Source organism: Mesorhizobium sp. M7A.F.Ca.US.010.02.1.1, from assembly GCF_004023085.1.
Lineage (GTDB): Bacteria > Pseudomonadota > Alphaproteobacteria > Rhizobiales > Rhizobiaceae > Mesorhizobium.
Window position 1 is genome coordinate 1 of sequence record NZ_RZRV01000065.1, and the last position, 22,489, is coordinate 22,489.

General features: G+C 59.4%; 23 protein-coding genes and 1 pseudogene. 9 read left to right on the forward strand and 15 right to left on the reverse strand.

Features of this window, described 5'->3' with window-relative positions:
• The 4 genes and pseudogenes from EOA19_RS33005 to EOA19_RS33020 form a co-directional block, all read left to right on the forward strand.
• Nucleotides 1–687, forward strand: a pseudogene (locus tag EOA19_RS33005) (acetate/propionate family kinase); the annotation flags it as partial.
• Nucleotides 687–3,311 carry a cation-translocating P-type ATPase gene (locus EOA19_RS33010; protein WP_245486434.1) on the forward strand — a complete coding sequence of 875 codons (2,625 nt, stop codon included), beginning with the start codon at nucleotides 687–689 and terminating at the stop codon, nucleotides 3,309–3,311. The pseudogene EOA19_RS33005 and the gene EOA19_RS33010, both read left to right, overlap by 1 nt.
• A gap of 358 nt (nucleotides 3,312–3,669) precedes the next feature.
• Nucleotides 3,670–4,323: a DUF6064 family protein gene (locus EOA19_RS33015; RefSeq protein WP_128305934.1), complete on the forward strand. Its 654-nt coding sequence runs from the start codon at nucleotides 3,670–3,672 to the stop codon at nucleotides 4,321–4,323.
• Nucleotides 4,324–4,452: 129 nt separating this feature from the next.
• The gene (locus EOA19_RS33020) at nucleotides 4,453–5,523 is read left to right on the forward strand and encodes an AI-2E family transporter (protein ID WP_128305935.1); all 1,071 of its coding nucleotides are present in this window, start codon (nucleotides 4,453–4,455) and stop codon (nucleotides 5,521–5,523) included.
• On the opposite strand, the gene EOA19_RS33025 is transcribed toward EOA19_RS33020, so the two are convergent.
• The 3 genes from EOA19_RS33025 to EOA19_RS33040 all read right to left on the reverse strand — a co-directional run bounded on the left by EOA19_RS33025 (nucleotide 5,520) and on the right by EOA19_RS33040 (nucleotide 7,885).
• Nucleotides 5,520–6,047, reverse strand: coding sequence for a GNAT family N-acetyltransferase (locus tag EOA19_RS33025; RefSeq protein WP_128305936.1), 528 nt, complete (start codon nucleotides 6,045–6,047; stop codon nucleotides 5,520–5,522). The two genes, EOA19_RS33020 and EOA19_RS33025, sit on opposite strands and share 4 nt — an antisense overlap.
• 83 nt (nucleotides 6,048–6,130) lie before the next feature.
• On the reverse strand, nucleotides 6,131–6,778 hold the full coding sequence (locus tag EOA19_RS33030; RefSeq protein WP_128305937.1) for a helix-turn-helix domain-containing protein: 648 nt from the start codon (nucleotides 6,776–6,778) through the stop codon (nucleotides 6,131–6,133).
• Between the two features lie 750 nt (nucleotides 6,779–7,528).
• Complete coding sequence (locus EOA19_RS33040) at nucleotides 7,529–7,885, reverse strand: hypothetical protein (protein ID WP_128305938.1); 357 nt, start codon at nucleotides 7,883–7,885, stop codon at nucleotides 7,529–7,531.
• Between the two features lie 277 nt (nucleotides 7,886–8,162).
• Between EOA19_RS33040 and EOA19_RS33045 the strand changes: the two genes are divergently transcribed.
• The 3 genes from EOA19_RS33045 to EOA19_RS33055 all read left to right on the forward strand — a co-directional run bounded on the left by EOA19_RS33045 (nucleotide 8,163) and on the right by EOA19_RS33055 (nucleotide 10,353).
• The gene (locus EOA19_RS33045; RefSeq protein WP_127293820.1) at nucleotides 8,163–8,930 is read left to right on the forward strand and encodes a Crp/Fnr family transcriptional regulator; all 768 of its coding nucleotides are present in this window, start codon (nucleotides 8,163–8,165) and stop codon (nucleotides 8,928–8,930) included.
• A 74-nt stretch (nucleotides 8,931–9,004) separates the two neighbouring features.
• Nucleotides 9,005–9,334 (forward strand): CDP-archaeol synthase, encoded by a 330-nt coding sequence (locus EOA19_RS33050; RefSeq protein ID WP_164893106.1) that lies wholly within the window; start codon nucleotides 9,005–9,007, stop codon nucleotides 9,332–9,334.
• 26 nt (nucleotides 9,335–9,360) lie between these two features.
• Nucleotides 9,361–10,353 (forward strand): IS630 family transposase, encoded by a 993-nt coding sequence (locus EOA19_RS33055; protein WP_084026313.1) that lies wholly within the window; start codon nucleotides 9,361–9,363, stop codon nucleotides 10,351–10,353.
• A gap of 590 nt (nucleotides 10,354–10,943) precedes the next feature.
• Here EOA19_RS33055 and EOA19_RS36235 read toward each other — a convergent pair.
• Together EOA19_RS36235 and EOA19_RS33065 are read right to left on the reverse strand one after the other, a co-directional pair.
• Nucleotides 10,944–11,477 carry a metallophosphoesterase gene (locus EOA19_RS36235; RefSeq protein ID WP_245486436.1) on the reverse strand — a complete coding sequence of 178 codons (534 nt, stop codon included), beginning with the start codon at nucleotides 11,475–11,477 and terminating at the stop codon, nucleotides 10,944–10,946.
• A gap of 93 nt (nucleotides 11,478–11,570) precedes the next feature.
• A complete protein-coding gene (locus tag EOA19_RS33065; protein WP_128305940.1) occupies nucleotides 11,571–11,969 on the reverse strand; it encodes a cytochrome c in 399 nt (132 codons plus the stop codon).
• Nucleotides 11,970–12,133: 164 nt separating this feature from the next.
• Between EOA19_RS33065 and EOA19_RS33070 the strand changes: the two genes are divergently transcribed.
• Complete coding sequence (locus tag EOA19_RS33070; protein WP_127293816.1) at nucleotides 12,134–12,970, forward strand: universal stress protein; 837 nt, start codon at nucleotides 12,134–12,136, stop codon at nucleotides 12,968–12,970.
• Between the two features lie 23 nt (nucleotides 12,971–12,993).
• Here EOA19_RS33070 and EOA19_RS33075 read toward each other — a convergent pair whose 3' ends face one another.
• From EOA19_RS33075 to EOA19_RS33090, 4 genes are all read right to left on the reverse strand, one after another.
• On the reverse strand, nucleotides 12,994–13,449 hold the full coding sequence (locus EOA19_RS33075; RefSeq protein ID WP_127293814.1) for a pyridoxamine 5'-phosphate oxidase family protein: 456 nt from the start codon (nucleotides 13,447–13,449) through the stop codon (nucleotides 12,994–12,996).
• Nucleotides 13,450–13,529: 80 nt separating this feature from the next.
• Nucleotides 13,530–14,723: an HlyD family efflux transporter periplasmic adaptor subunit gene (locus EOA19_RS33080; protein WP_128305941.1), complete on the reverse strand. Its 1,194-nt coding sequence runs from the start codon at nucleotides 14,721–14,723 to the stop codon at nucleotides 13,530–13,532.
• Nucleotides 14,724–14,727: 4 nt separating this feature from the next.
• Nucleotides 14,728–17,091, reverse strand: a complete 2,364-nt coding sequence (locus EOA19_RS33085; protein WP_128305942.1) for an FtsX-like permease family protein — start codon at nucleotides 17,089–17,091, stop codon at nucleotides 14,728–14,730.
• A gap of 4 nt (nucleotides 17,092–17,095) precedes the next feature.
• Entirely contained in the window at nucleotides 17,096–17,803 is a 708-nt protein-coding gene (locus EOA19_RS33090; RefSeq protein WP_164893107.1) for an ABC transporter ATP-binding protein, read from the reverse strand.
• Between the two features lie 58 nt (nucleotides 17,804–17,861).
• Here EOA19_RS33090 and EOA19_RS35515 point away from each other — a divergent pair, with 58 nt between their 5' ends.
• The gene (locus EOA19_RS35515) at nucleotides 17,862–18,239 is read left to right on the forward strand and encodes a hypothetical protein (protein ID WP_164893108.1); all 378 of its coding nucleotides are present in this window, start codon (nucleotides 17,862–17,864) and stop codon (nucleotides 18,237–18,239) included.
• On the opposite strand, the gene EOA19_RS33100 is transcribed toward EOA19_RS35515, so the two are convergent.
• The 6 genes from EOA19_RS33100 to EOA19_RS33125 form a co-directional block, all read right to left on the reverse strand.
• On the reverse strand, nucleotides 18,229–18,522 hold the full coding sequence (locus EOA19_RS33100; RefSeq protein WP_245486438.1) for a DUF2267 domain-containing protein: 294 nt from the start codon (nucleotides 18,520–18,522) through the stop codon (nucleotides 18,229–18,231). The two genes, EOA19_RS35515 and EOA19_RS33100, sit on opposite strands and share 11 nt — an antisense overlap.
• Before the next feature lie 238 nt (nucleotides 18,523–18,760).
• On the reverse strand, nucleotides 18,761–19,456 hold the full coding sequence (locus tag EOA19_RS33105) for a hypothetical protein (protein ID WP_128305943.1): 696 nt from the start codon (nucleotides 19,454–19,456) through the stop codon (nucleotides 18,761–18,763).
• 95 nt (nucleotides 19,457–19,551) lie between these two features.
• Entirely contained in the window at nucleotides 19,552–20,187 is a 636-nt protein-coding gene (locus EOA19_RS33110; RefSeq protein WP_245486439.1) for a Spy/CpxP family protein refolding chaperone, read from the reverse strand.
• Between the two features lie 373 nt (nucleotides 20,188–20,560).
• Complete coding sequence (locus EOA19_RS33115; protein ID WP_127293806.1) at nucleotides 20,561–21,100, reverse strand: Hsp20/alpha crystallin family protein; 540 nt, start codon at nucleotides 21,098–21,100, stop codon at nucleotides 20,561–20,563.
• 354 nt (nucleotides 21,101–21,454) lie between these two features.
• Complete coding sequence (locus EOA19_RS33120) at nucleotides 21,455–21,901, reverse strand: DUF3775 domain-containing protein (protein ID WP_348629861.1); 447 nt, start codon at nucleotides 21,899–21,901, stop codon at nucleotides 21,455–21,457.
• Complete coding sequence (locus tag EOA19_RS33125; protein WP_206638150.1) at nucleotides 21,898–22,227, reverse strand: hypothetical protein; 330 nt, start codon at nucleotides 22,225–22,227, stop codon at nucleotides 21,898–21,900. Before EOA19_RS33125 ends, EOA19_RS33120 begins: the two co-directional genes overlap by 4 nt.
• Nucleotides 22,228–22,489 lie beyond the last annotated feature (262 nt).

Consider the following 22,489-nt stretch of genomic DNA (forward strand, 5'->3'; position numbering starts at 1 on the left):
ATCATTTCCTATGGTTTTCATGGACTGTCTTACAGCCACATTGCTTTAAAACTGCGCGGCCGCGCCGGCGCTGGCGGCCGGGCGATCGTCGCCCATCTCGGCAGCGGCGCGAGCCTGTGCGCCATGAATTGCGGGGTAAGCGTCGCAACGACGATGGGCTTTTCGACGCTGGACGGCCTGGTCATGAGCACACGTTGCGGCGCGCTCGACCCGGGGGTCATCCTCCATTTGCTGCAGGACCGGAAGCTTCCGATCGGCGAACTGGTCACGCTTCTCTACGAGCAATCCGGCCTGCTCGGCATGTCGGGGATATCCGGTGACATGGTGACGCTGATCGGCTCAAACGATCGTGCCGCCGCCGAGGCCATCGACCTATTCGTCTATCGCATCGGGCGCGAGATCGGATCGCTGGCCGCCGCGCTGGGAGGTCTGGATACGCTGGTGTTCACGGCCGGCATCGGCGAAAACGCGCCGTTAATCCGTGAGAGGATCGGCGCCGCGGCCAGTTGGCTTGGCCTCGTTATCGACCATAACCGGAACCAGCGCGGTGAGGAAATCATCAGCTTTGCCGGTTCCAGCGTCGAGGTCCTGGTGATCCCCACGGATGAGGAAAGGGCGGCAGCCGCCCAGCTGTCCTCCGAGCTGCACCGGCACGAGCACCCGTCACCTGGGGGCCAAGAGGGCTGATGTCAGTGCTTGGCGAGCAGGAAATGCGCGATAGCGCGAGGAAGCGATCAGCGCAGGCCAGCGTGTCTCAACCACCCGCGGCGACGTTTCCCCCGCCTGGCCTCAGCGAAACCGAAGCGCAGGCAAGGCTTGTCGCCGAAGGCTTCAACGAATTGCCCAGGTCCGGTCGGCGCACGCCGTTGCGGATTACGTTCGAGGTCATGCGCGAACCGATGCTGGCGCTTCTATTGGGTGCAGGTGCCGTTTACCTGCTTCTTGGCGATCTGCAGGAGGCGTTGATCCTGCTTGCCTTTGCCACGTTGTCGGTGGGAATAACCATCGTTCAGGAAGCTCGGACAGAACGCGTTCTGGAGGCGTTGCGCGATCTGACAAGTCCCCGTGCCCTGGTGATACGCGACGGTGAACGCAAGCGCATTGCTGGTCGCGAGGTGGTGCGCGGCGATTTGGTCGTGCTGGGCGAGGGGGATCGGGTGCCGGCCGATGTTTTGCTAATCCAGAGCCGGGATCTCCAGACCGATGAATCTCTGCTGACTGGCGAATCCGTCCCGGTGCGCAAGATTGCGGCGAAAGTCGGCGACCCGCCGGGCGAGCGTCGACCAGGTGGCGATGACCTGCCTTTAGCATTTTCTGGATCACTCGTCGTTCGCGGTTCAGGCATCGGCGAAGTTCTGGCAACCGGGCCGCTAAGTCAAATCGGTGCGATCGGGCAATCGCTTAGCACCATGCAGACCGAAGCACCCCGCTTGCAGCGACAGACAAAACGCCTTGTCGCCATCTTCGCGCTGGTCGGCGGCGCGGTCAGTGTTCTCGCGGTCGTGCTTTATGGCCTGCTGCGCGGCGGATGGCTTGATGCGGTGTTGGCCGGTATTGCGCTCGGCATGTCGATGCTGCCCGAGGAATTTCCCATGGTGCTGACAATCTTCATGGCCATGGGCGCATGGCGCATCTCGCAGGCGCGCGTGCTCACCCGTCGTGCAGCGGCGATCGAGACCCTTGGCTCGGCAACGGTCCTTTGCACCGATAAGACCGGAACGCTGACCGAGAACCGCATGACAATTGCAGAACTGAGAACGCCCGATGGCGAACTGTTTCGCCTGCTGAACAACTCAAACACAGAGATGCCGGCGGCATTTGGGGAGATGGTCGAGATCGGCATGCTAGCCAGTGCCGAGATTCCCTTTGATCCGATGGAAAGGGCATTTCACAAACTCGCGCAGGAGCGATTGCCCAAGCGCGCAGACAGCACCGATCGGAAACTGGCCCGCGCCTATGGGTTGCGCCCTGAACTGTTGGCAATGTCGAATGCCTGGCAATCGTCGGCTGAAGGTGGCGACTGCCTGATTGCCGCCAAAGGAGCGCCGGAGGCCATCGCGGCACTCTGTCGTCTACCTGCGGATCGTGTTGCTTCGGTCAAGGATGTTGTGGACGCCATGGCAACAGAAGGACTGCGCGTCCTAGGCGTGGCACGTTCTGGTCATGCTGGCGATCAATTGCCGGACAAACAGACTGGTTTCGATTTTGAGTTCATGGGCCTCGTCGGACTTGCCGATCCCCTGCGTTCAGGGGTTCCGGACGCGGTGACCAATTGCCGCTCCGCCGGAATAAAAGTGATCATGATTACCGGGGACTATCCCGCGACCGCGAGAGCAATCGCCAGTCAGGCCGGGCTCGATTTCAACGATGTCGTCACCGGTGAAGAGCTCAAGACACTGGATGACGCAGCCATGGCGGCGCGCGTGAAAACCACATCGGTGTTCGCGCGGATCATGCCCGAGCAGAAATTGGCAATCGTCAGAGCCTTGAAGTCGAACGGCGAGATTGTCGCCATGACGGGAGACGGCGTCAACGATGCTCCGTCGCTGAAAGCCGCAAACATTGGCATTGCCATGGGCGGTCGCGGCACGGATGTCGCGCGCGAGGCGTCGTCCATCGTCCTCCTCGACGACGATTTCGGGTCGATAGTCAAAGCCATTCGGCTGGGCCGCCGCATCTACGACAACTTACGCAAGGCAATGGGCTTCATTCTTGCCGTGCACGTGCCGATCGCCGGGCTGGCCCTGCTTCCATTGCTGTTTGGGCTTCCTATCCTGTTCGGGCCAATTCACATTGCCTTTCTGGAGATGGTGATCGATCCGGTCTGCTCATTGGTCTTTGAAGCAGAAACCGAGGAAGATGACACGATGAAGCGTCCGCCGCGGGATCCGGAAGCGGCGCTCTTCTCGCGCTCGTTGATCGCATGGAGCGTTGTGCAGGGCACGCTGGCGTTTGCTCTCGTCGCCGCTATTTTTCTTCTCTCCCTGCACTGGGGAATACCGGAAAATGAAATTCGCGCGCTGACATTCTTCTCGCTGGTGCTAACGATCGTCGGGCTGATTTTCGTCAACCGTACGTTCAGCGATTCACTGCTGATCTCATTGTTCCGTCCAAATCGATCGCTTGGTATCGTCGTCGTGGCGGTTGCTGCCGCACTGGGTGGGACACTTTTCTGGCCGCTCGCCAGTACTCTCTTTCAGTTTGGACCGCTGCATCTGGACGATCTCACCGTGACCCTTGCTGCCGGGATTGCGGTGTTGGTCTGCCTTGAGGTCCTGAAACATTTCTGGCGGGATGGGCTGAAAGCCTGAAACACTGGAAGTCGGACCGCGATGCCGATCGGTGCACGGACGCCTACCCCGCAGGGCCCGATGAGGCAAGAAATGTCGGAGCCATTTGGAGTAGCGCAAATGGTCAACATTGCCTCCAGACCTGCCAAGGATTGCAATTTGACGCGAAGCAAGACTTCCCACGATCTGGGAGACGACGCTGAAGGGACATTCATAGGTCGTGGGCCGATGCAGGACCGGAATGAGAATGGCCCCATTCTTAAGTATGGCTGGGAGACGGGCCTTGAGTGAGAGCAAATTGGGCGGCCGCTGATTTGCGCCAGATCAAACGAGTGTCCTGTGACCACGGCTATGGTGATGCAGCCCGGAGATACACTCGATGCCCTTCACGCGTGATCAGTTTCTCGCCAACCTGGTCGCATACAATGAAGTCATCTGGCCCGCGCAACTGGCTGCATTTGCCCTTGGCTTGCTTGCCGTGGCCCTGTTGTTTTGGCGACCGCAAACGGCGGATCGTCTGATCGCTGGCACCCTTGCAATCATGTGGCTGTGGACCGGAGTTGGATATCATTGGCTCCATTTTGCCGAGATCAACAAGGCCGCGCTTATCTTTGGCGGCCTCTTTGTCGCGCAGGGAGCCATGCTGGCCTATGTTGGTGCCGTCAGGAACGAACTGCGCTTCGGGCTGGGTTCTGGACCTGCAGCAAGCGTGGGAATTGGTTTAGTCGCCTATGCGGTCGTCCTTTACCCCCTCCTAGGCATCTGGACGGGTCACGCATATCCGCAAATGCCAGTGTTCGGTGTCACGCCCTGTCCGGTGACGATTTTCACCTTCGGTTTCTTCCTCTTCGCAAAGCCTCCTATGTCGCGGTGGTTGCTCGCGATCCCGTTCATCTGGTCGTTGATCGGAGGGAGTGCAGCGTTCCTCCTCGGCGTGCCGCAAGACTGGCTACTTCTCGTCAGCGGTGTTGTTGCAGTCCCGTTGGTGCTTGCCTGTCGCAGCGACATCAATTTGGAAGGTTTGAAATCTTGAGCTTGCCGATCCATCGTCGCTGTCGGATTCAAGGTTTGCTAGGTACCACAGCGGTGAGGGTATGACAGGGGAAGCTGCCCTTTTGTCAGGAAACTCGTTAGGCTCGCTTGGCTTGTGAGATGGCGCAAGATGCTCGGCCTTAAACAGTTGTCCGACATGAAACAATTGAGATTGCTTGGCGTCCTGGCGGCGACAGCGATCGGTCTATATGTATGCTATCTATTGGCGCTGCCGTTTTTGCCGGCATTGACTTGGGCGCTCGTGCTGGCAATCGTCCTTCTTCCGGCACATCTGAAGGTGGAGGCAAAGACCAGAAATCGGAATCTGGCAGCCCTGATATCGGTCAGCGTCGCGGCGGTTGCAGTCGGTCTGCCGCTCATCTTCGTGGCACAGCAACTCGTTCGCGAGGCGGCAAACGGAGCTAACTATCTAGAGGAGATTATCCGGGGCTGGAACCCAGATGGCTTCGTGTCGGACTATCCCAGGCTTGCGGGTGTTGCGGTGTGGATCAAGGATCGGCTCGATCCGGCTGGCTCAGTCGCCGCATTCGCGCAATGGCTGACGGGACAAAGCACATCGCTTTTGCGCGGCTCGATCAATCAGGTCGTGATGTTCGTCCTGACATTCTATCTTCTGTTCTATTTCCTGCGGGACCGCGAACGTGCCCTGCGATGGGTCGAGAGCCTTTCTCCCTTGCGCCCTCTTGAAACGGCATACGTACTGTCCCGCTTTGCAGAAACAGTACATGCGACTCTCATAGGCACCGTGTTCGTAGCCGCTGTCCAGGGAGCGCTGGGCGGCCTGATGTTCTGGTGGCTCGGCTTGGCCACTCCGGTCTTTTGGGGTCTGGTGATGGGACTTCTGGCCATCGTGCCGGTGCTCGGCGCATTCGTAATCTGGGTGCCGGCAGCGGTCTATCTCAGTCTGGAAGGCGCTTGGGCTCGCGCGGCGATGTTGACCATCTGGGGCGGCGTCATCGTGGCCGGCATCGACAACCTGCTCTATCCGATGCTTGTCGGGAGCCGGTTGCGGCTACACACGGTGGTGGCCTTCATAGGCGCGGTTGGTGGCATTGTCCTCTTCGGAGCATCCGGGCTCGTCCTCGGCCCCGCGGCGATAGCCGTCACCATCAGCCTCATCGATATCCTCAAGAAGCGATTGAACGACCCACCCAAGACGGAAGTGGCTCCCAACAGCTAGTCTGGCACGTTGCTTCTCAGCTCTCGCCGAACCAGGACAAGCGTGGGATCGTCAGGATAAGTTGTCACGGTGAATCCCATCTCGCGTTCAAGCTCGATGGCAGCGCGGTTTTCGCGGTTCTCGATCGACTCGATTGTTTCGAGGCCCAGCCTTTCAGCGTATTTCGCAATGTACGCGAGCAACTCCCAGCCGACGCCTAGATGCTTGCGATCCGCACGAATGCAAATCGCGACTTCTCCGTGCCGACAAGCCTGATCGGATGCCAGTGTTGCGACCGCGATCAGCTTTCCGTCGACTGAGAAGGCAAGAAAATTGTGTACCAGGGCATCATCGGAGCGTGTCATTGCGACGAGCCGCTCATGCGACACTTCCTTCACTCCGCCGAGAAAGCGAAATCGCAGGTCTTCGGGCGTCACATGGGTAAAGAATTCGGCCAGGATTGGCTCATCGTCTGCACACGCACGGCGCACCTCGAAGCGAAATCCGGTACGTGTGGTAAGAGTATTATTGCTGTCCGTAGTCATCTGCTGCCTGCAATCGTTAGAGCTGCTATTGGCGAGCGTGGCCGCTCACGGTCTGCGGCGCGCCTTAACCAATAGACGTTGCGTCACTCGCTCATATTGTGAAGCGCCTCATGCTTGACGATTTCGATGCTGCGCAGGCTGAGCATGCGGATGACGCCCTTGTCCTTCAGCCGGGTGAAAACACGCGATACCGTCTCGATGGTGAGCCCGAGATAGTCGCCGATATCCATGCGCGACATCGGCAGCTCGACTTGCCGCAATCCACCCTGCCGCTCCGTCATATCGACCAGGAACGCGGCGACGCGTTCGATTGCGTTCTGGCGGCCGAGAACCAGCAAGTGCTCCTGAGCCCTGGTCAACCCCTTGAGCGCCAAGGGCAGCAACTGATGGGACATGTCCGCTCCAGCAGTGAAGCGGAAGACGCGGACACCGGTGGCATTGATCGCTTCGGCAAAGAAGTGGTGCGTCATGTCAGCTTCGAAGCCGAATGTCTCTCCGGCCAGGTGGAAGGCACTTATCTGCCGGCGGCCATCAGCAAGCAGGCGGTAGATGCGCACGGCGCCGAACCTTACCTGGTAAAAGGCTCCGGCCTTCTCGCCCTGGGCATAGATTTCCGAACCAGCGGGAAAGAAGCTGACCGGCTGCGGCGGTGCCGAATCGAATATTGCTGGCAGGGTCGGCCGGGCAGAATGCGACGGGAGTGAAATTCTGGAGGTCGTGTAGGCGTGCATGGCGGTTTCCCCGGTTGATCCGTGACACAGCAATCGCGCGAATCCGCAGGTCGCGAAATTCGGTTATGTCCCTACGGGGAATTACCTAGTACCGGGAGTCGTTGAAGACGGCGGGAGCTTCCCTGGGGTCCTTCTGCATTTCGGGCCCGCAGTGGGTGGACATGTCAGGACAAAACCTGAGGCGGCTCCCGTCTCTATCTCATCCGCGTCATTTCAGTGATAAGGACTAGCCGTCGGTAAGACTAGCGCGTCGCCGCCAGTTTGCGTGACCCGCAGTCACCTGCCATGAGCCAAGCCGACGCAGCGAGCCGCCCTGGCCCGCCTGATGGGCGCTTGCGGAGCGGCGCTCTTCGACCCCCCGCATGTCGCAACACTCATCAGCGCTGAGCCTTGACCCCGATCAACGACGCATTCGACTTCAGCCGGTACCATTGTCCAAAAATAATGGAGAACTCAGTGTCTCACGAAGCTATTCGCCATTATCCATCAAGGCAGACCAAAATAAACTTGCAATGGCATCTGTCGAACGATCCGCCGCGACTCCGCACCTCGGATGAAGGACTAGTTTGGCATCTGAAACATGCCGTGCATTGTGGTTGCCGGCCATTGCCGAATGATGTCAACGAAGAGTTGGAGAATCGTGGTATTTTTGCCGTTGTGCAGTCACCGCACCTGGCTTGAGAAATAATCCGAGCCAACCCCTGTCTCAAATGGACCGAAACAGCAGGACCGCCACCCCAAGGAATCCCGCTAGTTGCGGTGATCGCGGGTGTCAAAGAGGATAACCAAGTGCCGCTCCTTTGCATACTGCACGATGTATGTAGTCAATTGATCGTCGCTTTCGCCGCAATCGGGCCGAGCCCAACGCACGGCTTCGATCGTGGATTTGGTTGAAATCGATTCGCCCGCGTGATGCTTTGAGAGCGCTGCGGCAACCAGTTTCAGACCCGAGCGAACCGTGCTTTCCTCTGATGCTTCCAAAACCCGGAGCTTCAACTCTTCCTTGGCAAGCAAATTCTCAACGACATGCCGCTGTTCCGGGCTCAATTCGTGAGAGAGCATCTCGCGAAAGTGAGCGATATTGGCGTGTGCCACATAGCGATCCACGAGCTGGCTCCCAAACAGGTGCTCTTTTTTGGGTCTGAACGTTCCCGAGCAAAAAATATTAAGCCGAATATCCCTGCGGTCCAATCAAATTCGGACCGCCTGACGAGGGGGCTTGGAAGCAAAGCTGATTTCAATTTGATTCGGAACAAAGACGACAACACGAACTTGGACGAGTTTTGGTTCCAGGATGGCCTTTTAAGTTGTCTTTCCAATCTGAGTTTCTGGTCAACTCTATTTTGGATTCCCGAGTTGGCACAACCGTGAGTTGGAGAGTGCTGTGGAAGCGTTGCCTTCTGTCCGAGCCCTGACGCCCTGTGATCGATGCGCCGTGCGCAGAACATCACTGTGCAACAGGGTCAATGTCGACTTACAGAAGGAACTCGCCAGGCTTTCCCATCACCGGACGTATCGTCTCGGCGAAACGGTGCTTGGCGAAATGGAGGCGACATCCTTTGTGGGCATCGTCGTGTCCGGCGTGTTGCGCATGCAGAAGTCACTGGAAGACGGACGCCAGCAGCTCGTCGGTTTGCTGTTTCGTTCAGACTTCTTCGGCCGCGTCTTCGGAGGCCTTTCCGACTACGACATCGAGGCGGCGTCCGATGTGACGCTATGTTGTTATGAGCGTCGCGCCTTCGAGCGATTGACGGAGCGCTTTCCCGAGCTCGAGCATCAACTGATGCTGAGCACGCTGAACGAACTCGACGCAGCGCGCAATTGGATGCTGCTGCTTGGCTGCCAGACGGTGCCGGAACGAGTTGCCAGCTTCTTCCTGATGCTTTGCCGTCGTAGCGGTGCGAATGAATTGACGCCTGACGCGAACCTTTCGATCCATGTACCCATCAGTCGCCGTGACATGGCCAGCTATCTTGGGACAACCGGGGAGACCATCAGTCGCGTCATTCACGAGATGTGCCGCAAGGGCATCATCAAAATCTGCAATGCGCAGAATTTTAAAATTCTTAACAAGCGACAACTCGTCAGGATGTCGGGTCGCGACGACCTTTCGAGCATACCGCGAACAGCATCCCGATTGAAAAGCTGGTAGTGATAGCGGGTCGTCGGAGGAAGGCAACCCGATCCGATCGCCTAGCTCCGGCCCCGTGCGTCACGATGAACACAATGACTGAGCTTCATTTCTGGCCGATTGCACAGTGCCTCGTTTTGCTGACACTCGCGAACGGAGTGCCCCCAATCGCCAAGAAAATGCTTGGCGATTGGCTCGCATCGCCGATCGATGGCGGTCGGCTCTTCTGGGACGGACAGCCGCTCTTGGGCAAGTCAAACACGCTTCGCGGGTTCGTGCTGGCAACCCTCGCTACTGCGATCGGCGCTCCCCTTGTCGGGCTCGACATTGAAACTGGAGTGCTCATCGGCTTCACCGCCATGGTCGGCGACATGCTGTCGAGCTTCATCAAACGTCGCTTGGGTCTAGAGCGATTCCTATTTTGAGAGAATCGTAGGATTCCCAAAGCCGGATGTTTGTGATTCAAGATGCTGGCTGGATTGGAGGCCAGCATCTGATGACGCGAGCGCTTTCAAATGATCTTCGTGAGCGTGCAGTAGCGGCGGTTGGCGACGGGGAGACCTGCCGTGCGGTTGCCTCGCGCTTTGGCGTTGCGGTTTCCTCTGTAGTGAAGTGGTCGCAGCGTTACCGTGCCACTGGCTCGGTGGCGCCGGGCAAGATGGGCGGACATCGCAAGCGCGTCCTTGAGCCGCATCGGGCCTTCATTATGGAGCGGCTTAATCAGACCTCTGAACTGACGCTGCGTCGGCTGAAGGACGAGCTGGATGCTCGCGGGGTCAAGGTCTCGCACAATACGGTGTGGCTGTTCCTGCGCCGCGAAGGCCTGAGCTTCAAAAAAACTCTGTTCGCCCTTGAGCAGGCGCGTGCCGATATTGCCCGCAGGCGCCAGCGATGGCGCTCTTGGCAAAGCGGTCTCGATCCACAGTGCCTGGTCTTCATCGATGAGACCTGGATCAAGACCAACATGGCTCCACTGCGAGGTTGGGGGCCGAAAGGCAAACGGCTGCGCGGCTTGGCTCCACACGGCCACTGGCGCACGCTGACCTTCCTCGGTGCACTACGCTGGGACCGGCTCGCAGCACCTTGCGTCTTCGACGGACCGATCAACGGCCAATGCTTCCGTGCTTATGTCGAGCAGCAGCTCATCACCGTGCTGAAGCCCGGCGACATCGTGGTCATGGATAACCTGGGAAGCCATAAGTCGGCGGCCATCAGGCAGACGATCAAAGCTGCCGGCGCCAGGCTTTGGTATCTGCCGCCCTACTCGCCGGACCTCAATCCGATCGAGCAGGCCTTCGCCAAGATCAAACACTGGATGCGACAAGCTCAGAAACGCACCGTCGAGGACACGTGGCGCCACATCGGCCACCTCGTCGAAACCATCGAGGCAGCCGAATGCAAGAACTACTTCGAAAACGCAGGCTACGCTTCCGTCAAAATATGAAGCGCTCTAGCTCCGAGCGCCGAGGCGCCAGGCTTCGATCAGGTGCCGGAATCTCTGTTGCCTTTCCTGGCGGTCAAGAACCTTGTGGGCTTATCGGTTTGGGACATTCTGATCGGTGTCGGCGCGTTCTGGATTGGCGAACTCGTGGTTTCCCGGCTTCTTTACATGCTGCGCATCAGGGACAGACCCTACTGATCCTTGCGGGCCAGATGGGGCAGTGTGATCTCGGGAAGGCAGTTCAGCCGTACTGCGGCGACACTCGAGCCGGCGCCAACCGATGTATAACCCATCATGCCATGATACATCCACGCGCCGGCGCCCATCGTCCGCGGGAGTTTCGAATCCAGGGTGATCGGAATTCTCGCGGCAGACAGATCTGGCCGCCATGGTTGTGACCTGCGAACAGCACGTCGAATCCAGCGTGAACTGCCTGGCGATAGATCTCGGGAGTATGCGAAAGCAGGATCGAATATGCGTCGGCCGGCACATCGGCAGCCGCCTTTTCAATATTGTCGACCCGGAAGAAATGCGCATCGTCAATTCCAGCGAGATAGATGCGCTCTCCGCCCCGCTCACTTCCAGTTCGTTCATCAGCATGCGAATGCCATGTCCTCCAGGGCCGGAACCATTCGAACTGTATCGTGGTTGCCGAGCACCCCGTATAGCGGTCCCCTGAGAAAGGTGCGTACGCGGGCGACACCGTTCACGGCGGCTTCAAAGGGACCGAAGGTCTTTGCGCGGAAATCACAGGTCAGGACGCAAATGTCATAGTCTAGACCAGCGACGACTTCGGTGAGGCGATCCATCGCGGGGCCGCTTATGTCCGTATGCAGATCGCTGAGGTGCAGAATCCGGAATCCTTCGAAGCGGCGTGGCAGGGTTGCCGACGCGATAGTGTTGACGCGGAGTTGGACGTTTTCGGCGTTGCGGCACCCGCGTCCATAGAGCCCCGTGACCCGCAGCCCGTTGCGGATCATTGTAGCGATCGAATACCAGTTCTCCAGGTGAAAGAAGTTCAGGCCGTGGCCGAAGATTTGTGCTTCGTGCTCGTCTTCTATGCCCAGACGCTGCCTTGCATCGATCCGGCCAAGGCGTTCGTCCAGCCTGAGGCTGATGTCAGTCATCGCGGTCCAAAGCCAAGTTGGTGGCGCAGAGAGACCGTGCACCAATCCTTGCAGGCACACCAAGCCATTTGGTGACCTTCGCTGCTGCCGAAACTATTGCTGCAGCGTCTCAATGTAACTGGCCAGGTTGTGGATGCGTTCGGTCGTGACAACCTCACCGCCGCTGTGGCCGTAAATTTTTTCGTCTTGCTCAAGGAACTGGCGACCCCAGACCGGCATCTCGCGATCGCCGTGGCTCGGTACGGCATAGCGACCGTCGATAGTCGCGAAGACCCTCGAATAGGGAAACGTCCCCCCATTGAGTTTGGACAGGTGTGTCAGGTCGGCCGGACGCTTCGTCAACAGGTCACGCAAGGGGCCGTCGCCCTTGCCATCGAGACCATGACAAACTGCGCAGGAGTTCAGATATTCCGCCTCGCCATAGCTCATTTCCTGCGCCCTGGACGCTTCGCAGGCCATGGTCGCGAGAGCTAATACGAGTAGGAATCTCATGCGCGCATCCACCATTTGATCGGCTAAGCGTACCGCGTCAACCCGCACACGGGTTGATCCGGATCAATTCGGCGTTGGTATGTGTCTTTGATTCAGCGCAATGGGCATGCCGAACCGTCTTGTTATCGTTGTCATGGAAATTGACAAGAGACGGAGCAGCCGCCATGGCTTTCAGGACGATACTTACGGTTACAGGACCGCATATGGGTGACGGCGATCTCAAACTCGCCGCTGACCTTTGCGACGAAGTCGGCGCCCATCTTGCCGTTCTTGCCGTTGTCATTGCTGCGCCGCCGCCAGTCGGAGACTATGCAGCAATCGTTTCAGAAGACTGGCTGAAGGAGCGGCAGGCCGACGAGAAGCTCTTGGAGAGGCGAGCCGCTGCCGTGTCGGCTTTTCTCGCCAACAGAGCGCTTTCTGCCGATGTCTCAAGCGAGTATCCTGAGGCCGGCTGGGCTGACGAAAGAATCGGTCGCCGTGCACGCTACGCCGACATTGCGGTGATCGGGCCGGAGTTGCTCGCTGGCGAGACGCTGAAGAGCAAGGTGATCGAAGGCGCCTTGTTTTCATCCGGGAAGCCGCTGCTGATCATTCCCCCGGGGACGCGGCCGACACTGAAGCCGAAACGTGTACTGGTAGCATGGGACGCTCGCCTTGAGTCATCGCGCGCCGTTCGTGAATCACTCGATATGTTAACAGGCGCAGATGAAGTGCGCCTCGTCATGGTCGATCCGGTGGAGGACGAATATCACCACGGTCAGGAACCCGGAGCTGATGCCGCAGCGTACCTCGCCCGGCATGGCGTGAAGGTAACAGTCGACCGCCTGCCGAGTGCGAACCATTCTGTCGCTGATGTTCTTCGCCGGCACGCGGTGGACAGCAGCGCCGAGCTGATGGTGATGGGCGCCTATGGTCATTCCCGTTTGCGCGAGCGGATTTTCGGCGGCGTCACCAAGTCGATGCTTGAGGATCAATCACTGCCTGTCTTGATGGCGCGGTGAAGCACTGCCAGTGTGCCGCGACTTTAAATAGTACGCTCTTTCGCTTCGCGACCTGACACGTGCTTGATTGAAATGCGAAAGAATACGTGTGTCGAGTGGTCGGCAAGCGGAGGTCTCACCGGCTTAAGGGCTCCAGGTTCCCACCAGTCGACGTGCCTGCTCAAAATTGACCAGGCATGCTCCCGTTCCGGCATGCGGTCGATCCGGTCCAGGAGCTCTTCGTATCGACCATCAACCACGACGCTTTTCCATTCTTGCCCTTCGCCGCGCGTATCGACCAGGACGGATACAAATGGGTTTGCCCGCATCCATTCGACCTTCTTGCCAGGCATCGAGAAGGCATAGAGATGGTGATCAGCGTAGGCAAAGTGGATCGGTGCAATGTAGGGTTGATCGCCTTTCGTACACCCTAAATATCCCACCCGACTCGCAGCCAACAGCTTCGTGCACTCAAGTGTGGACATCGGATGGATGATCATTGTCGATCGTCTCCTGGTTTTTGTTACAAGTCAGCTTCTTGCGTTGATACTCGTCAATCGGAACGCCAATTCGTAGCGATTCAGTTGCGTCGCTCCACCAGACCTCCATCGACAAGGGTGTCGGACGGGTGGACGACAACGCTGACACCGGGCTCCAGGCCTGTCAGCACCTCGGCGACATCGTCATTCATGTGACCGATCTGCACGTCCGTTTGCCTGGCGCGACCACCATCGGCAACGAAGACGTTCCACCGGTCGCCGTTCCTGAACAGCGCCCCGATCGGCACCTGGACGCATTCGGCGCACTCCCAGACGGTCATCTCGACGAAGACCCGATAGCCGTGGCCGAGCCGGACGTCCGTATCTTCCAGATCCAGGACGACGGTAACCCTCTGCTCCTCGATCCCGAGCGCGGAAACCTTGGTGAACGCCGCTGGATCGACACGTCTTACCGTCGCGCGCAATGCATGATCGCCGCCCCAGTCGCTGATCTCAGCCTTTGTCCCAGAGGCGATGCGTACCGCGTCACTTGACAGCAGGTCGACAGCGATCTCCAGATCGTGGACGTTGCCGATCTCGGCGATCTTGGCGCCAGCCGCCACCGCCTGTTCGCTCCTTGCCATGACGGCAAGAACGGTTCCGTCGATGGGAGCCAGAAGATTGACGCAGCAGCTTTCACCGGTCGGGTCCGCCGGATCGGGCTGCAGCAGGCGTGCCTCGGCGTTCGCAAGTTCCGCGGCTCTGAGCCCTATGACTGCTTTCGCGGCATCGACCGCGTTTTTCTGCAGGTCGACTTCGTTGGTGAGCCTCTGCAAAGCACTTTCTGAAACAAAACCGGATCCGAACAGTTTGACTGTCCGGGTCAATTCGTCCTGCGCCAGCTTCAATGCCGATTGCGCGCGTTGCAAATCGATCTCGGCAACACCGACACCAGCGCGCGCCGCGTCGCGGCTGGCAAGCAGTTCGGCCTCCGCGCGCCGGTCGATCAGTGGCGGGTCGAGCGGATGGATGGAAGCAACAACCGTGCTTGCCTTCACCTCGTCGCCTTCCTTCACCACCGTGCGCGTCAGATGACCGGCAATCGGCGCCGATACCGCATAGACGTCGCGCACGCGCGTCATACCTTCCTCGCGAATCGTCACCTTCATTGGCGCCGCGGTAACCACGGCTACATCCACCAGCGCCGGCTGCTCGCGCAAAGCCCAGCCGAAGCCTGCGACGACCGCAACGGCAAGCAGCGCAAGTCCAACGCGTTTGATCCAGATCGACTTCATCGGACTAATCCCTTGTCTTGAGGACGCGCACCAGGTCCAGGCTGTCGATGCGACGCCGAACGATCAATGCCGAAAGCGTGGCCACGGCGAGCACGACCAAGCTGGCAAGCGCGAAAGTGGACCGATTGACCACGAACGGAATGCGGAAGAGGTCGCTCTCGAAGCCCGCCACGACCGACCACGAGAAGAGATAGCCAAGGATCCAGCCGAGCGGCTGCGCCAAAGCGACGATGCTGGCCAGCTCGATGAGCAGGACGCTTGAAACCTCGCTCCTGGTGAAGCCGAGCACGCGCAGGCCGGCGAGTTCGCGGGCGCGCTCGGAAAGCTGGATACGGGCGGAGTTGTAGACGACGCCGAATGCGATGATGACGGCAAGCGCCGTGTAGACGCTGGTCATGATCGTGATGTTCTCTCCGATTGTCTCGCGGAAGCGCTGGCGCGATATGCCCTGCAGCGCGATTGAGGCGACAACGGGCGTCTGTTTGATGGCGGCGTAGAGTTCGCCGAGGCGTGCCGGATCGATCGCCGCCCTGACACCGGAAATGCGTGGTCCGCCGCCGAGCAGCCGGTCGAGCGCCTCGGCCCGCATGTAGACGGCAAGCCCGACATAGCTCTGGACGATGCTGGTCACGGGAACGCGGATCATTCGATGTGCCTTTTCGAGCAGTTCGACCTCTGCCAGATCGCCGATACGCAGATGGAGCAGCGAGGCGACCCTTTCGGACAGCATGAGGCCGGCCGGAGGCGGGTCGACTGGATTGAGATCGAGATCGAGAACCCGCGCGAGGTCCGCCTGTTGGGGGACACTCGAAATCACCAGCCGGCGCTCACGATGGCCATGGCGCAGGATCACAGCTGTTGCTCGGAACGGCTCGGCGCGTAGCACGCCTGGCATGGCAGCGACCGACTGCAGGGCGCGAGGTGGTTGCTCGACACCGAACGACAAGGTCGCATCCTGTCGCTCGGCACGGAAGAAGACCGTGTCGACCATGAAAGATATGGAATCAAAGGAAAACAGCGCCGTGACCAGCAGAGCGACGGCAAGCGAGGTCCCCAATGTCGTCAGCAACGAGCGCATGGGCCAGCGCACCAAATGTCTCAACGCCATGATGGTCAATTGCGAAAACGATGAAAGAAGACGGCCGTTGCCCATGAGGAAGGCCCGGTATCGCGCTGGGGCCGGCGGTTGCATGGCGACCGCGGGGGGAAGCGTAACGACGCTCCAGATCGCACGTGCCGCCCCCAAAAGAGCTGCTAGCGCGCTTGTCGCGGCGGCGATGGCATAGAGGTCGAGACTTTGCTGGAAGATGAGGAAGGGGAAGGAGAAGAACCGCGCATAGAGCGTGGTGAGGCCGTGGCCAAGCCAGTTGCCGGCACCGGCGCCGATGGCGATGCCGATCAACGCGATCACAAGCGTCAGCTTGGCATAATGCCAGCCGATTGCCCCCGATCCGTAGCCAACGGCCTTCATCAGCCCGATCTGTTCGCGCTCGAGCACGATCAATCGTGACAGGATCATGTTGACCAGGAAGGCCGACACAAACAGGAACACCGGTGGAATGACGGCCGCCATGGCGCGAAGCTGGATCAGCTCATTGTCAAGGAAGGCGTGAGATATCTGGTCGGCGCGCCCGTGCGCTCCGGTTCCCCCGAACGACTTCAGGACACGGTCGACCGCATCCTCAATCGCCTGCATGTCGGCACTGCGCTGGGTGCGTATGGCCACATCGTTGAATGCGCCATCCATGTCGAAGATGCCGGCAAGCGCGGTTTGCGGCATAAAGAAGACGCCGAAGCGCCGCGGGTCTGGCACCATGTCGCCAGGGCCGAGCGCATAGATATATTCGGGCGTGAGCACGATGCCGGTGACGCTGAGCGTCCGCTTGCGGCCGTTCAGAATGGCAGCGAACGTGCTGCCGGGCGCCATACGGTGCGCCGTCGCGAAACGTTCAGTCACCGCTACCTCGCCGGGCCGTCCGGATTCAGGCAGCCGGCCGATGCGTAGGTAAAGTCTGTTGGCTGCAGGCTCGCCGCGGTCGGGGATCGAGACGGCAATCGCGGTGGCCGGTTCGGCCATTCCAGGCATGTCCAGCAAGACCGGCTTGACGATGCGCAGTTCGAGCCCGCTGACCCCCGCGATTGATGTGATGCGCTCGCGAAGGTGGAGCGGCGCGCGCGTCAGCCCGGAGAAGACGGTGCCAAACCGGTAGCGATCATAGAATGCCGTGCGGGTTTGCTCCAGCGAGCGATAGCCTCCGACGGCGAGGACGATCGTCGCGACGCCGCAGGCCATGACGAGGGCGATGGCGAGGACTTGCGCCCACATCCGCAGGATATCGCGCAGAAGCTTGCGATCGAGGACCGACACGGCGCTACCAGCTTACTTCAGCGGGCCGTGCCCGCTGGTCATTGACGACGGCATCGGCAATGCGACCGTCCCTGAAGGTGAAGACGCGATGCGCGATCTGCCGGATGCCGGCATTGTGCGTGATGATCGCCATCGTCGTCTTCATCTCCTCGTTGACCCGCGACAGCGCTTCGAGAACCAGAACGCCTGTCTTCGAATCAAGGGCGCCGGTCGGCTCGTCGCACAGCATGACTTCCGGGCGTTTGGCGATTGCACGGGCAATCGCCACCCTTTGCTGCTCACCGCCGGAGAGCTGGGCGGGGAAATGTGCCATGCGATCCTTGAGGCCGACCATCTCCAGCGCCTCATCGGGCTTCATCGGATTGGACGAGATCTCGGTGACCAGTGCGACGTTTTCCCAAGCGGTCAGGCTCGGGATCAGATTGTAGAACTGGAACACGAAGCCGACATGGTCGCGTCGGAAGCGGGTGAACTGCCTCTCGGAGAAGGTGGTCAGATCCTGGTCTCGAAAGCGCACCTCACCTGCGGTCGCCCGGTCAAGCCCGCCCATGATGTTGAGCAGCGTCGACTTTCCGCTGCCTGACGGTCCAAGCAGGACAGCGATCTCTCCCTCATAGAGGTCGAGATCGACACCGCAGAGGGCGAACACTTCAACCTCGCCGGCGCGGTAGACCTTGGTCACGCCATGGGCAGAAAAAATCGGAGAATGCATGCTTTGCGGGTCCTGTGTATCCCGCCAACTGTCGCCGCGTTCGCGGCTCGGCACCTTGATGTTCATCAAACACTGCCGCCAATCGCCTGGCGGACGGAGAATGGAATTTGGAACACTCAAGCCCCCCGGGCTTGACGGTCCGGCGCCGAATTGCTCGCATGCCCGCGCTGCGTTCTTGCCTGGCTTCGACCAGCGCGTCCGTCACCTCGTCATCCGTGAGTTGGGGAAAGCTGTGGTAGTGGTCACCCAGGGCTTGGAAACGCGCCGGTTGACTGAGGCACACCACTTGATCCGCTTCCTGGGCGAGCTCGGCCAATATGTCAGGCGGCGCGACAGGGATTGCCACGACGATCTCGCGTGGCGACCGCCGCTTGAGGGCGCGGATCGCAACCTTCATCGTCGTCCCGACGATCGCGGAACATCGGTCAATCCGTAGGCCAGAGCTGACGGAGCGATTTCTTCATCGAGTTCCGAACCTGGACGATCTCGCCACGCGATATGTGGCGGTCGAGCAACCTAAAAACGGCTTTGATCGCCTGGTCGATATCGACGTCAAGTTCATAGCCGAAGTGGTTCCTGACACAAATCACGAAGTCGCGCTTTTTCCTTTCCCACGTGGGTGTGTCCGGTTTCCAGCCTTCGAAATATATGCCCCTGATGAGTGTAGGCAGCTGAGCTGAAAGGTCGGCCATCTCCTCTGGCGACAGCCAGTCCCGCAACGTGTGCAGGACGGATTTCAGGAATCGGTAGCTGTTTTCTTCGTTCCAGCCCAGATCCTTATTCCTGGGCCTGCTCGGCGGCGTGAATGAATCCCGTAGCTGAATTGTGTGTCATGCGATCGCTCCATCAATCAATCTTGCCATTCTGTCGTAAGGAGCGATGTTCGCATTGAGCCGGATCAAATCATCCTGGCGTGACATGCTGGGCAACCGGGTAGGGCGGACTCGAGACGCGCTCTTACCTGTAGTCTGCACATGTCCTCCCCTGATGGGTGTAAGCGATGGGGAGTCCTCCCGTGATGCCGAGCCCGCTGCCACCTCCCTCCGGCAGCGGGCTTCCTTTCGTCGATGCGTCTGATTGAGTGCGGTGGGACTCGAAGGCAAGGAGATCGAGACAGTGTGTGAAATTGCTGGTTACGGGTTCCCCTGGAGCAGACCCAATCTTGTAGGTTCGCATTTCTGCGAATGATTCCGAGCGAGCAAACCGCAATTCATAAGTTCCGGAAAACACTGCGTTGATGAACGCCGTGGCGAGAAGAGGATCTTGTGTCGTCGCCATGACCGTCCCGTCATCATAGATTTCGTAATCGAAATGGCCGAGCGAGCTGAATGTGCGGGAGCCGAATGCGGCGTCCGAAATCTGCGCTATTTGATATTTGTCGTCAGCCGTGAGGTCGGCTGCAGCCATAAGAAAGCCGGCTAGAACCGTCCCGTCGAATTTGTTGTACCCTGCAAGCGTGATGAACTTGACGACTTCCCGTGACGGCGGATTGCTCACATCGAGGATGATCTCACAGACCTTTGCCTCTTCGGTCTCCTCGCTCCAGTTGCTGTAGAGCACTCCTGTCGGAAAGATCGTTGAGCCCGCGGCCTGGTTGATGCCGAGCACGGCCAGCGCGGCCAAAGACCCCAGAAGGCGAAGCACGACGCACATGCGTTAAGTTCCTCCGCAATCTGTCCGCAGCGATCCGCTCTCGCGGGCGCGGTCACTCCGGTCTCCAAAATTTCAACGCCAGATGCGAACGGGGGCTATCTGAACATCATTCCTGGGCCGACGCCTCCCGAGCGCCCCATACCCATGCCCATCATCGGCAGGACGATCTCGTCAGCTGCCTTCTTCTGCTCGTCGCTCAGCTTTGCGTACAGTTTTTCGACGGCCGCACTGACGGCTTTTACCTGCTCCAGTCGGGCTTCGAGATGGGTCTGCTGGTAGGCCAGTCGTTCGGGCAGGGGCTTCTTCAGGAAGTCACCTTGCTGGAATTCCTTGATCATACCTTGCATCAGCGCGTTGTGCGCCTCGGCTGTGCTGCGGATGACGCCGGCAAGCTCATCCCAAGCGGGGGTCTGCTCGTCGGTGATCTTCAGTTCCGTCTTGAGGAAAGCAAGTCGACCGTCAATTCGATCGAGCATCTCGTCTGAGTCATAGCCGCCCATCGGGCCGCCCATCCCCCATTGGCCCATCATCATTCGGCCCATCCCCCAACGGGGCCACCAACCAGAATCAGTGTCGTTGTCTTCAGCACTGGCTACGACAGGCATTGCTGCAGCTGCCAGCATCAGCCCGGCGGCGAAGGTCCTGCGCCAAGTCGGAGAAAGCATCGGATTAAGCTCCATCTCATCGATTACTGCATCGCATATATTGGAGGCAAACAGCGGTGGCGGCATTGACCTGCATCAACGATGCGCCAGCGGGGTGTCGGGGCGGCACCGATTAGCCCCGCATCTCTTGGTGAGTGCAAAAAAATCGGACGGCGCGTGGTTCGGGGTATGTAATCTTCGCCAGCAATCGGACGGGGGCAGCGAGGGATATTCAGGCGCGCAAGAAAGCCGGCCAGCTTTCCAATCCAGCGTAGGTGGTGAAATCCCACTTGATCCAGCGCAAAGCGTTTTCGTCACATCGGAACGGCTTTATGACGGCCCATCTCGCAGCAAGTTCAGGTGAGGCCAAGCCTGAACGCATCCGCACACGGACTGGTTCACCTTCGAGGAGCGCCGTCAGCGCGTCGAACCGGCGCGCTGACAGAGCACAATCACGGATTCAGGCAGCCTTGACCGAGATCTTCTTCTCGGCCTTCTGGGCGTCGACCGTCTTGGGCAGCTTGATCGTCAGCACGCCCTTGGTGAAGTTCGCCTCGATCTTGTCGGCGTCTACGCCTTCAGGCAGCTGGAACGAACGTTGGAAGGAGCCGTAGCGGCGCTCGGAAAGGTAATAGTCCTTATCCTTCTCTTCCTTTTGCTCATTCTTCTCGCCCTTGATCGTCAGCATGTTGTTGGCGAGTTTGATCTCGACGTTCTTTTCGTCGATGCCGGGCAACTCGGCCGTGATCTCGTACTCCGTGTTCTTCTCGACCAGGTCCATGGCCGGCGCGACCGGCCAGCCCGCGTTGCGCAGCGACGGCAGTTCACGACCGAACAGGGAGCGCGTCGACGGCAAGCGAAAGTCGAACGGGTGGAAATCGTCGAACAGGCGGTCGACTTCGCGGCGCAGGCTTTCGAATGGCGCGGTCCAGTTACCGGCTGGCGCCGGCGCAGTGCTTTTCTCGGTCTTCACAGGCAGTTTGGTGGCAGTTTCGGCCATGGCTCTTCTCCTTTGGCGAGCTTGATCGGCAGGTGCCGCCGCCTCCACCCTTCCACCTTAGGTTTCCCAGGAGGCGCTAGAGCTGGAGGTCAGCGGACCCGCTTGCCAGGTGTCGTCACCGAACTGGTCCATTGCTTCGCGACTCCGCGGTTTTGCCGCGATTCATCGCGCCCGCGTCACCAAATTTGGCTCAGCCTGGCAAGAACAGCATCAAAGCCGCTGCAAAGAGGAGGCTCATTGATTGGGATCAATGGCGAGAGAAAATACCTTCGGCTGGAGCCTCAATGCAGAGGCGCGCACCTGCGCGGCGACATCGAAACGCCGTCCGTCAGCATGCGCAGGGCACTCCGATGACTAAAAGTGCTCGCGTTCATATTCGACACAGGAGTAGCCGAGTGTCGAAAGACCATCGGCTAGATGGTCTGCAAACAGCGGCGTCCCACAGAGATAGTCTGAAGTATGCTTGTTGTGCGCATCAGTTGCTTGCTGGCGGACACTTTGCCACTCGTCGGCGGATTGGTCGTCGCGACCCAGCCACATCAGGGCCACCAGGTCGATTTGTGCGTCGACGGAAAGATCGGAGATCAGCGACCGCAGTTCTTCGAGGACAGGGTCGTCGGCATGATCCTCAAGGATCGCGGCAGAATGATCGTCGGACGGATTGGAGGCGGGGTTAGGTTCGGTGACGGGATTCTTGGCATCGAATTCGCGCGCCTTCATGATGATGAAGCATACAGTTTCGAGCGGAACTGCGAGTTCCGTTTCGCCGTCGCCAATGCTGCTCGCCGCTCTTTCCATCATACCGTTTGCCTCAGTTGCTGTTCGTCTTCCCGTCCCGGAACGACGCGCATGCCTGCGCTCGGCCCCGTTGGTTGGGTGACGACAGTGCACCGTCCCTCCGGTTGACCGTCGGCCTGGAAATAGATCACGACCCAGTCGCTCGTTTTTGCCAGTTCGTGCGCCAGCCTGTTGTTCGAGAAGGACGCGGTGAAATGCCAGTTGTTATGTCGCGCATGCAGCACCGGCAGCCAGGCCTCGCCCTTCAGATTGAAGCGCTTTGGCGCAATTTTGCGAAGCACTCCGGCTGCCGCCTTTTCGCGATACATGCGATCGACATCGAGCAGCATCGACACTGGCGGCAAGGGCTGAGGTTGATGGGTCGTTCTCAGCCGAGCCCTGCCGAGCCGTTCGGCGAGGGCTGCCGCCAGCATCTCCTTGCGCCTGTAACCGATGCCCTTGATATGAAGCGCGCCGCTATGGAGTAATGCAGTTCACTTAAGTTGGGCTGGATGAGGATCTGGTAAGACCTATCGAACAGGATGGAGATTCGTTTCCATCCTGTTCGTGTTTTGAGATGCCAGGTCGCATAGGACATACAGCCGATTTATC

Excerpts from the sequence above, each read along its gene's own strand:
- EOA19_RS33120 (WP_348629861.1), bottom strand. The coding sequence starts at position 21,901 with ATGATGGAAAGAGCGGCGAGCAGCATTGGCGACGGCGAAACGGAACTC.
- EOA19_RS33020 (WP_128305935.1), top strand. The coding sequence starts at position 4,453 with ATGCTCGGCCTTAAACAGTTGTCCGACATGAAACAATTGAGATTGCTT.
- EOA19_RS33050 (WP_164893106.1), top strand. The coding sequence starts at position 9,005 with ATGACTGAGCTTCATTTCTGGCCGATTGCACAGTGCCTCGTTTTGCTG.
- EOA19_RS33115 (WP_127293806.1), bottom strand. The coding sequence starts at position 21,100 with ATGGCCGAAACTGCCACCAAACTGCCTGTGAAGACCGAGAAAAGCACT.
- EOA19_RS33070 (WP_127293816.1), top strand. The coding sequence starts at position 12,134 with ATGGCTTTCAGGACGATACTTACGGTTACAGGACCGCATATGGGTGAC.
- EOA19_RS33075 (WP_127293814.1), bottom strand. The coding sequence starts at position 13,449 with ATGATCATCCATCCGATGTCCACACTTGAGTGCACGAAGCTGTTGGCT.
- EOA19_RS33125 (WP_206638150.1), bottom strand. The coding sequence starts at position 22,227 with ATGCTGCTCGATGTCGATCGCATGTATCGCGAAAAGGCGGCAGCCGGA.
- EOA19_RS33090 (WP_164893107.1), bottom strand. The coding sequence starts at position 17,803 with ATGCATTCTCCGATTTTTTCTGCCCATGGCGTGACCAAGGTCTACCGC.
- EOA19_RS33010 (WP_245486434.1), top strand. The coding sequence starts at position 687 with ATGTCAGTGCTTGGCGAGCAGGAAATGCGCGATAGCGCGAGGAAGCGA.
- EOA19_RS33080 (WP_128305941.1), bottom strand. The coding sequence starts at position 14,723 with ATGAAGTCGATCTGGATCAAACGCGTTGGACTTGCGCTGCTTGCCGTT.
- EOA19_RS33065 (WP_128305940.1), bottom strand. The coding sequence starts at position 11,969 with ATGAGATTCCTACTCGTATTAGCTCTCGCGACCATGGCCTGCGAAGCG.
- EOA19_RS33015 (WP_128305934.1), top strand. The coding sequence starts at position 3,670 with ATGCCCTTCACGCGTGATCAGTTTCTCGCCAACCTGGTCGCATACAAT.
- EOA19_RS33030 (WP_128305937.1), bottom strand. The coding sequence starts at position 6,778 with ATGCACGCCTACACGACCTCCAGAATTTCACTCCCGTCGCATTCTGCC.
- EOA19_RS33110 (WP_245486439.1), bottom strand. The coding sequence starts at position 20,187 with ATGCCGCCACCGCTGTTTGCCTCCAATATATGCGATGCAGTAATCGAT.
- EOA19_RS36235 (WP_245486436.1), bottom strand. The coding sequence starts at position 11,477 with ATGACTGACATCAGCCTCAGGCTGGACGAACGCCTTGGCCGGATCGAT.
- EOA19_RS35515 (WP_164893108.1), top strand. The coding sequence starts at position 17,862 with ATGTTCATCAAACACTGCCGCCAATCGCCTGGCGGACGGAGAATGGAA.
- EOA19_RS33025 (WP_128305936.1), bottom strand. The coding sequence starts at position 6,047 with ATGACTACGGACAGCAATAATACTCTTACCACACGTACCGGATTTCGC.
- EOA19_RS33105 (WP_128305943.1), bottom strand. The coding sequence starts at position 19,456 with ATGTGCGTCGTGCTTCGCCTTCTGGGGTCTTTGGCCGCGCTGGCCGTG.
- EOA19_RS33055 (WP_084026313.1), top strand. The coding sequence starts at position 9,361 with ATGTTTGTGATTCAAGATGCTGGCTGGATTGGAGGCCAGCATCTGATG.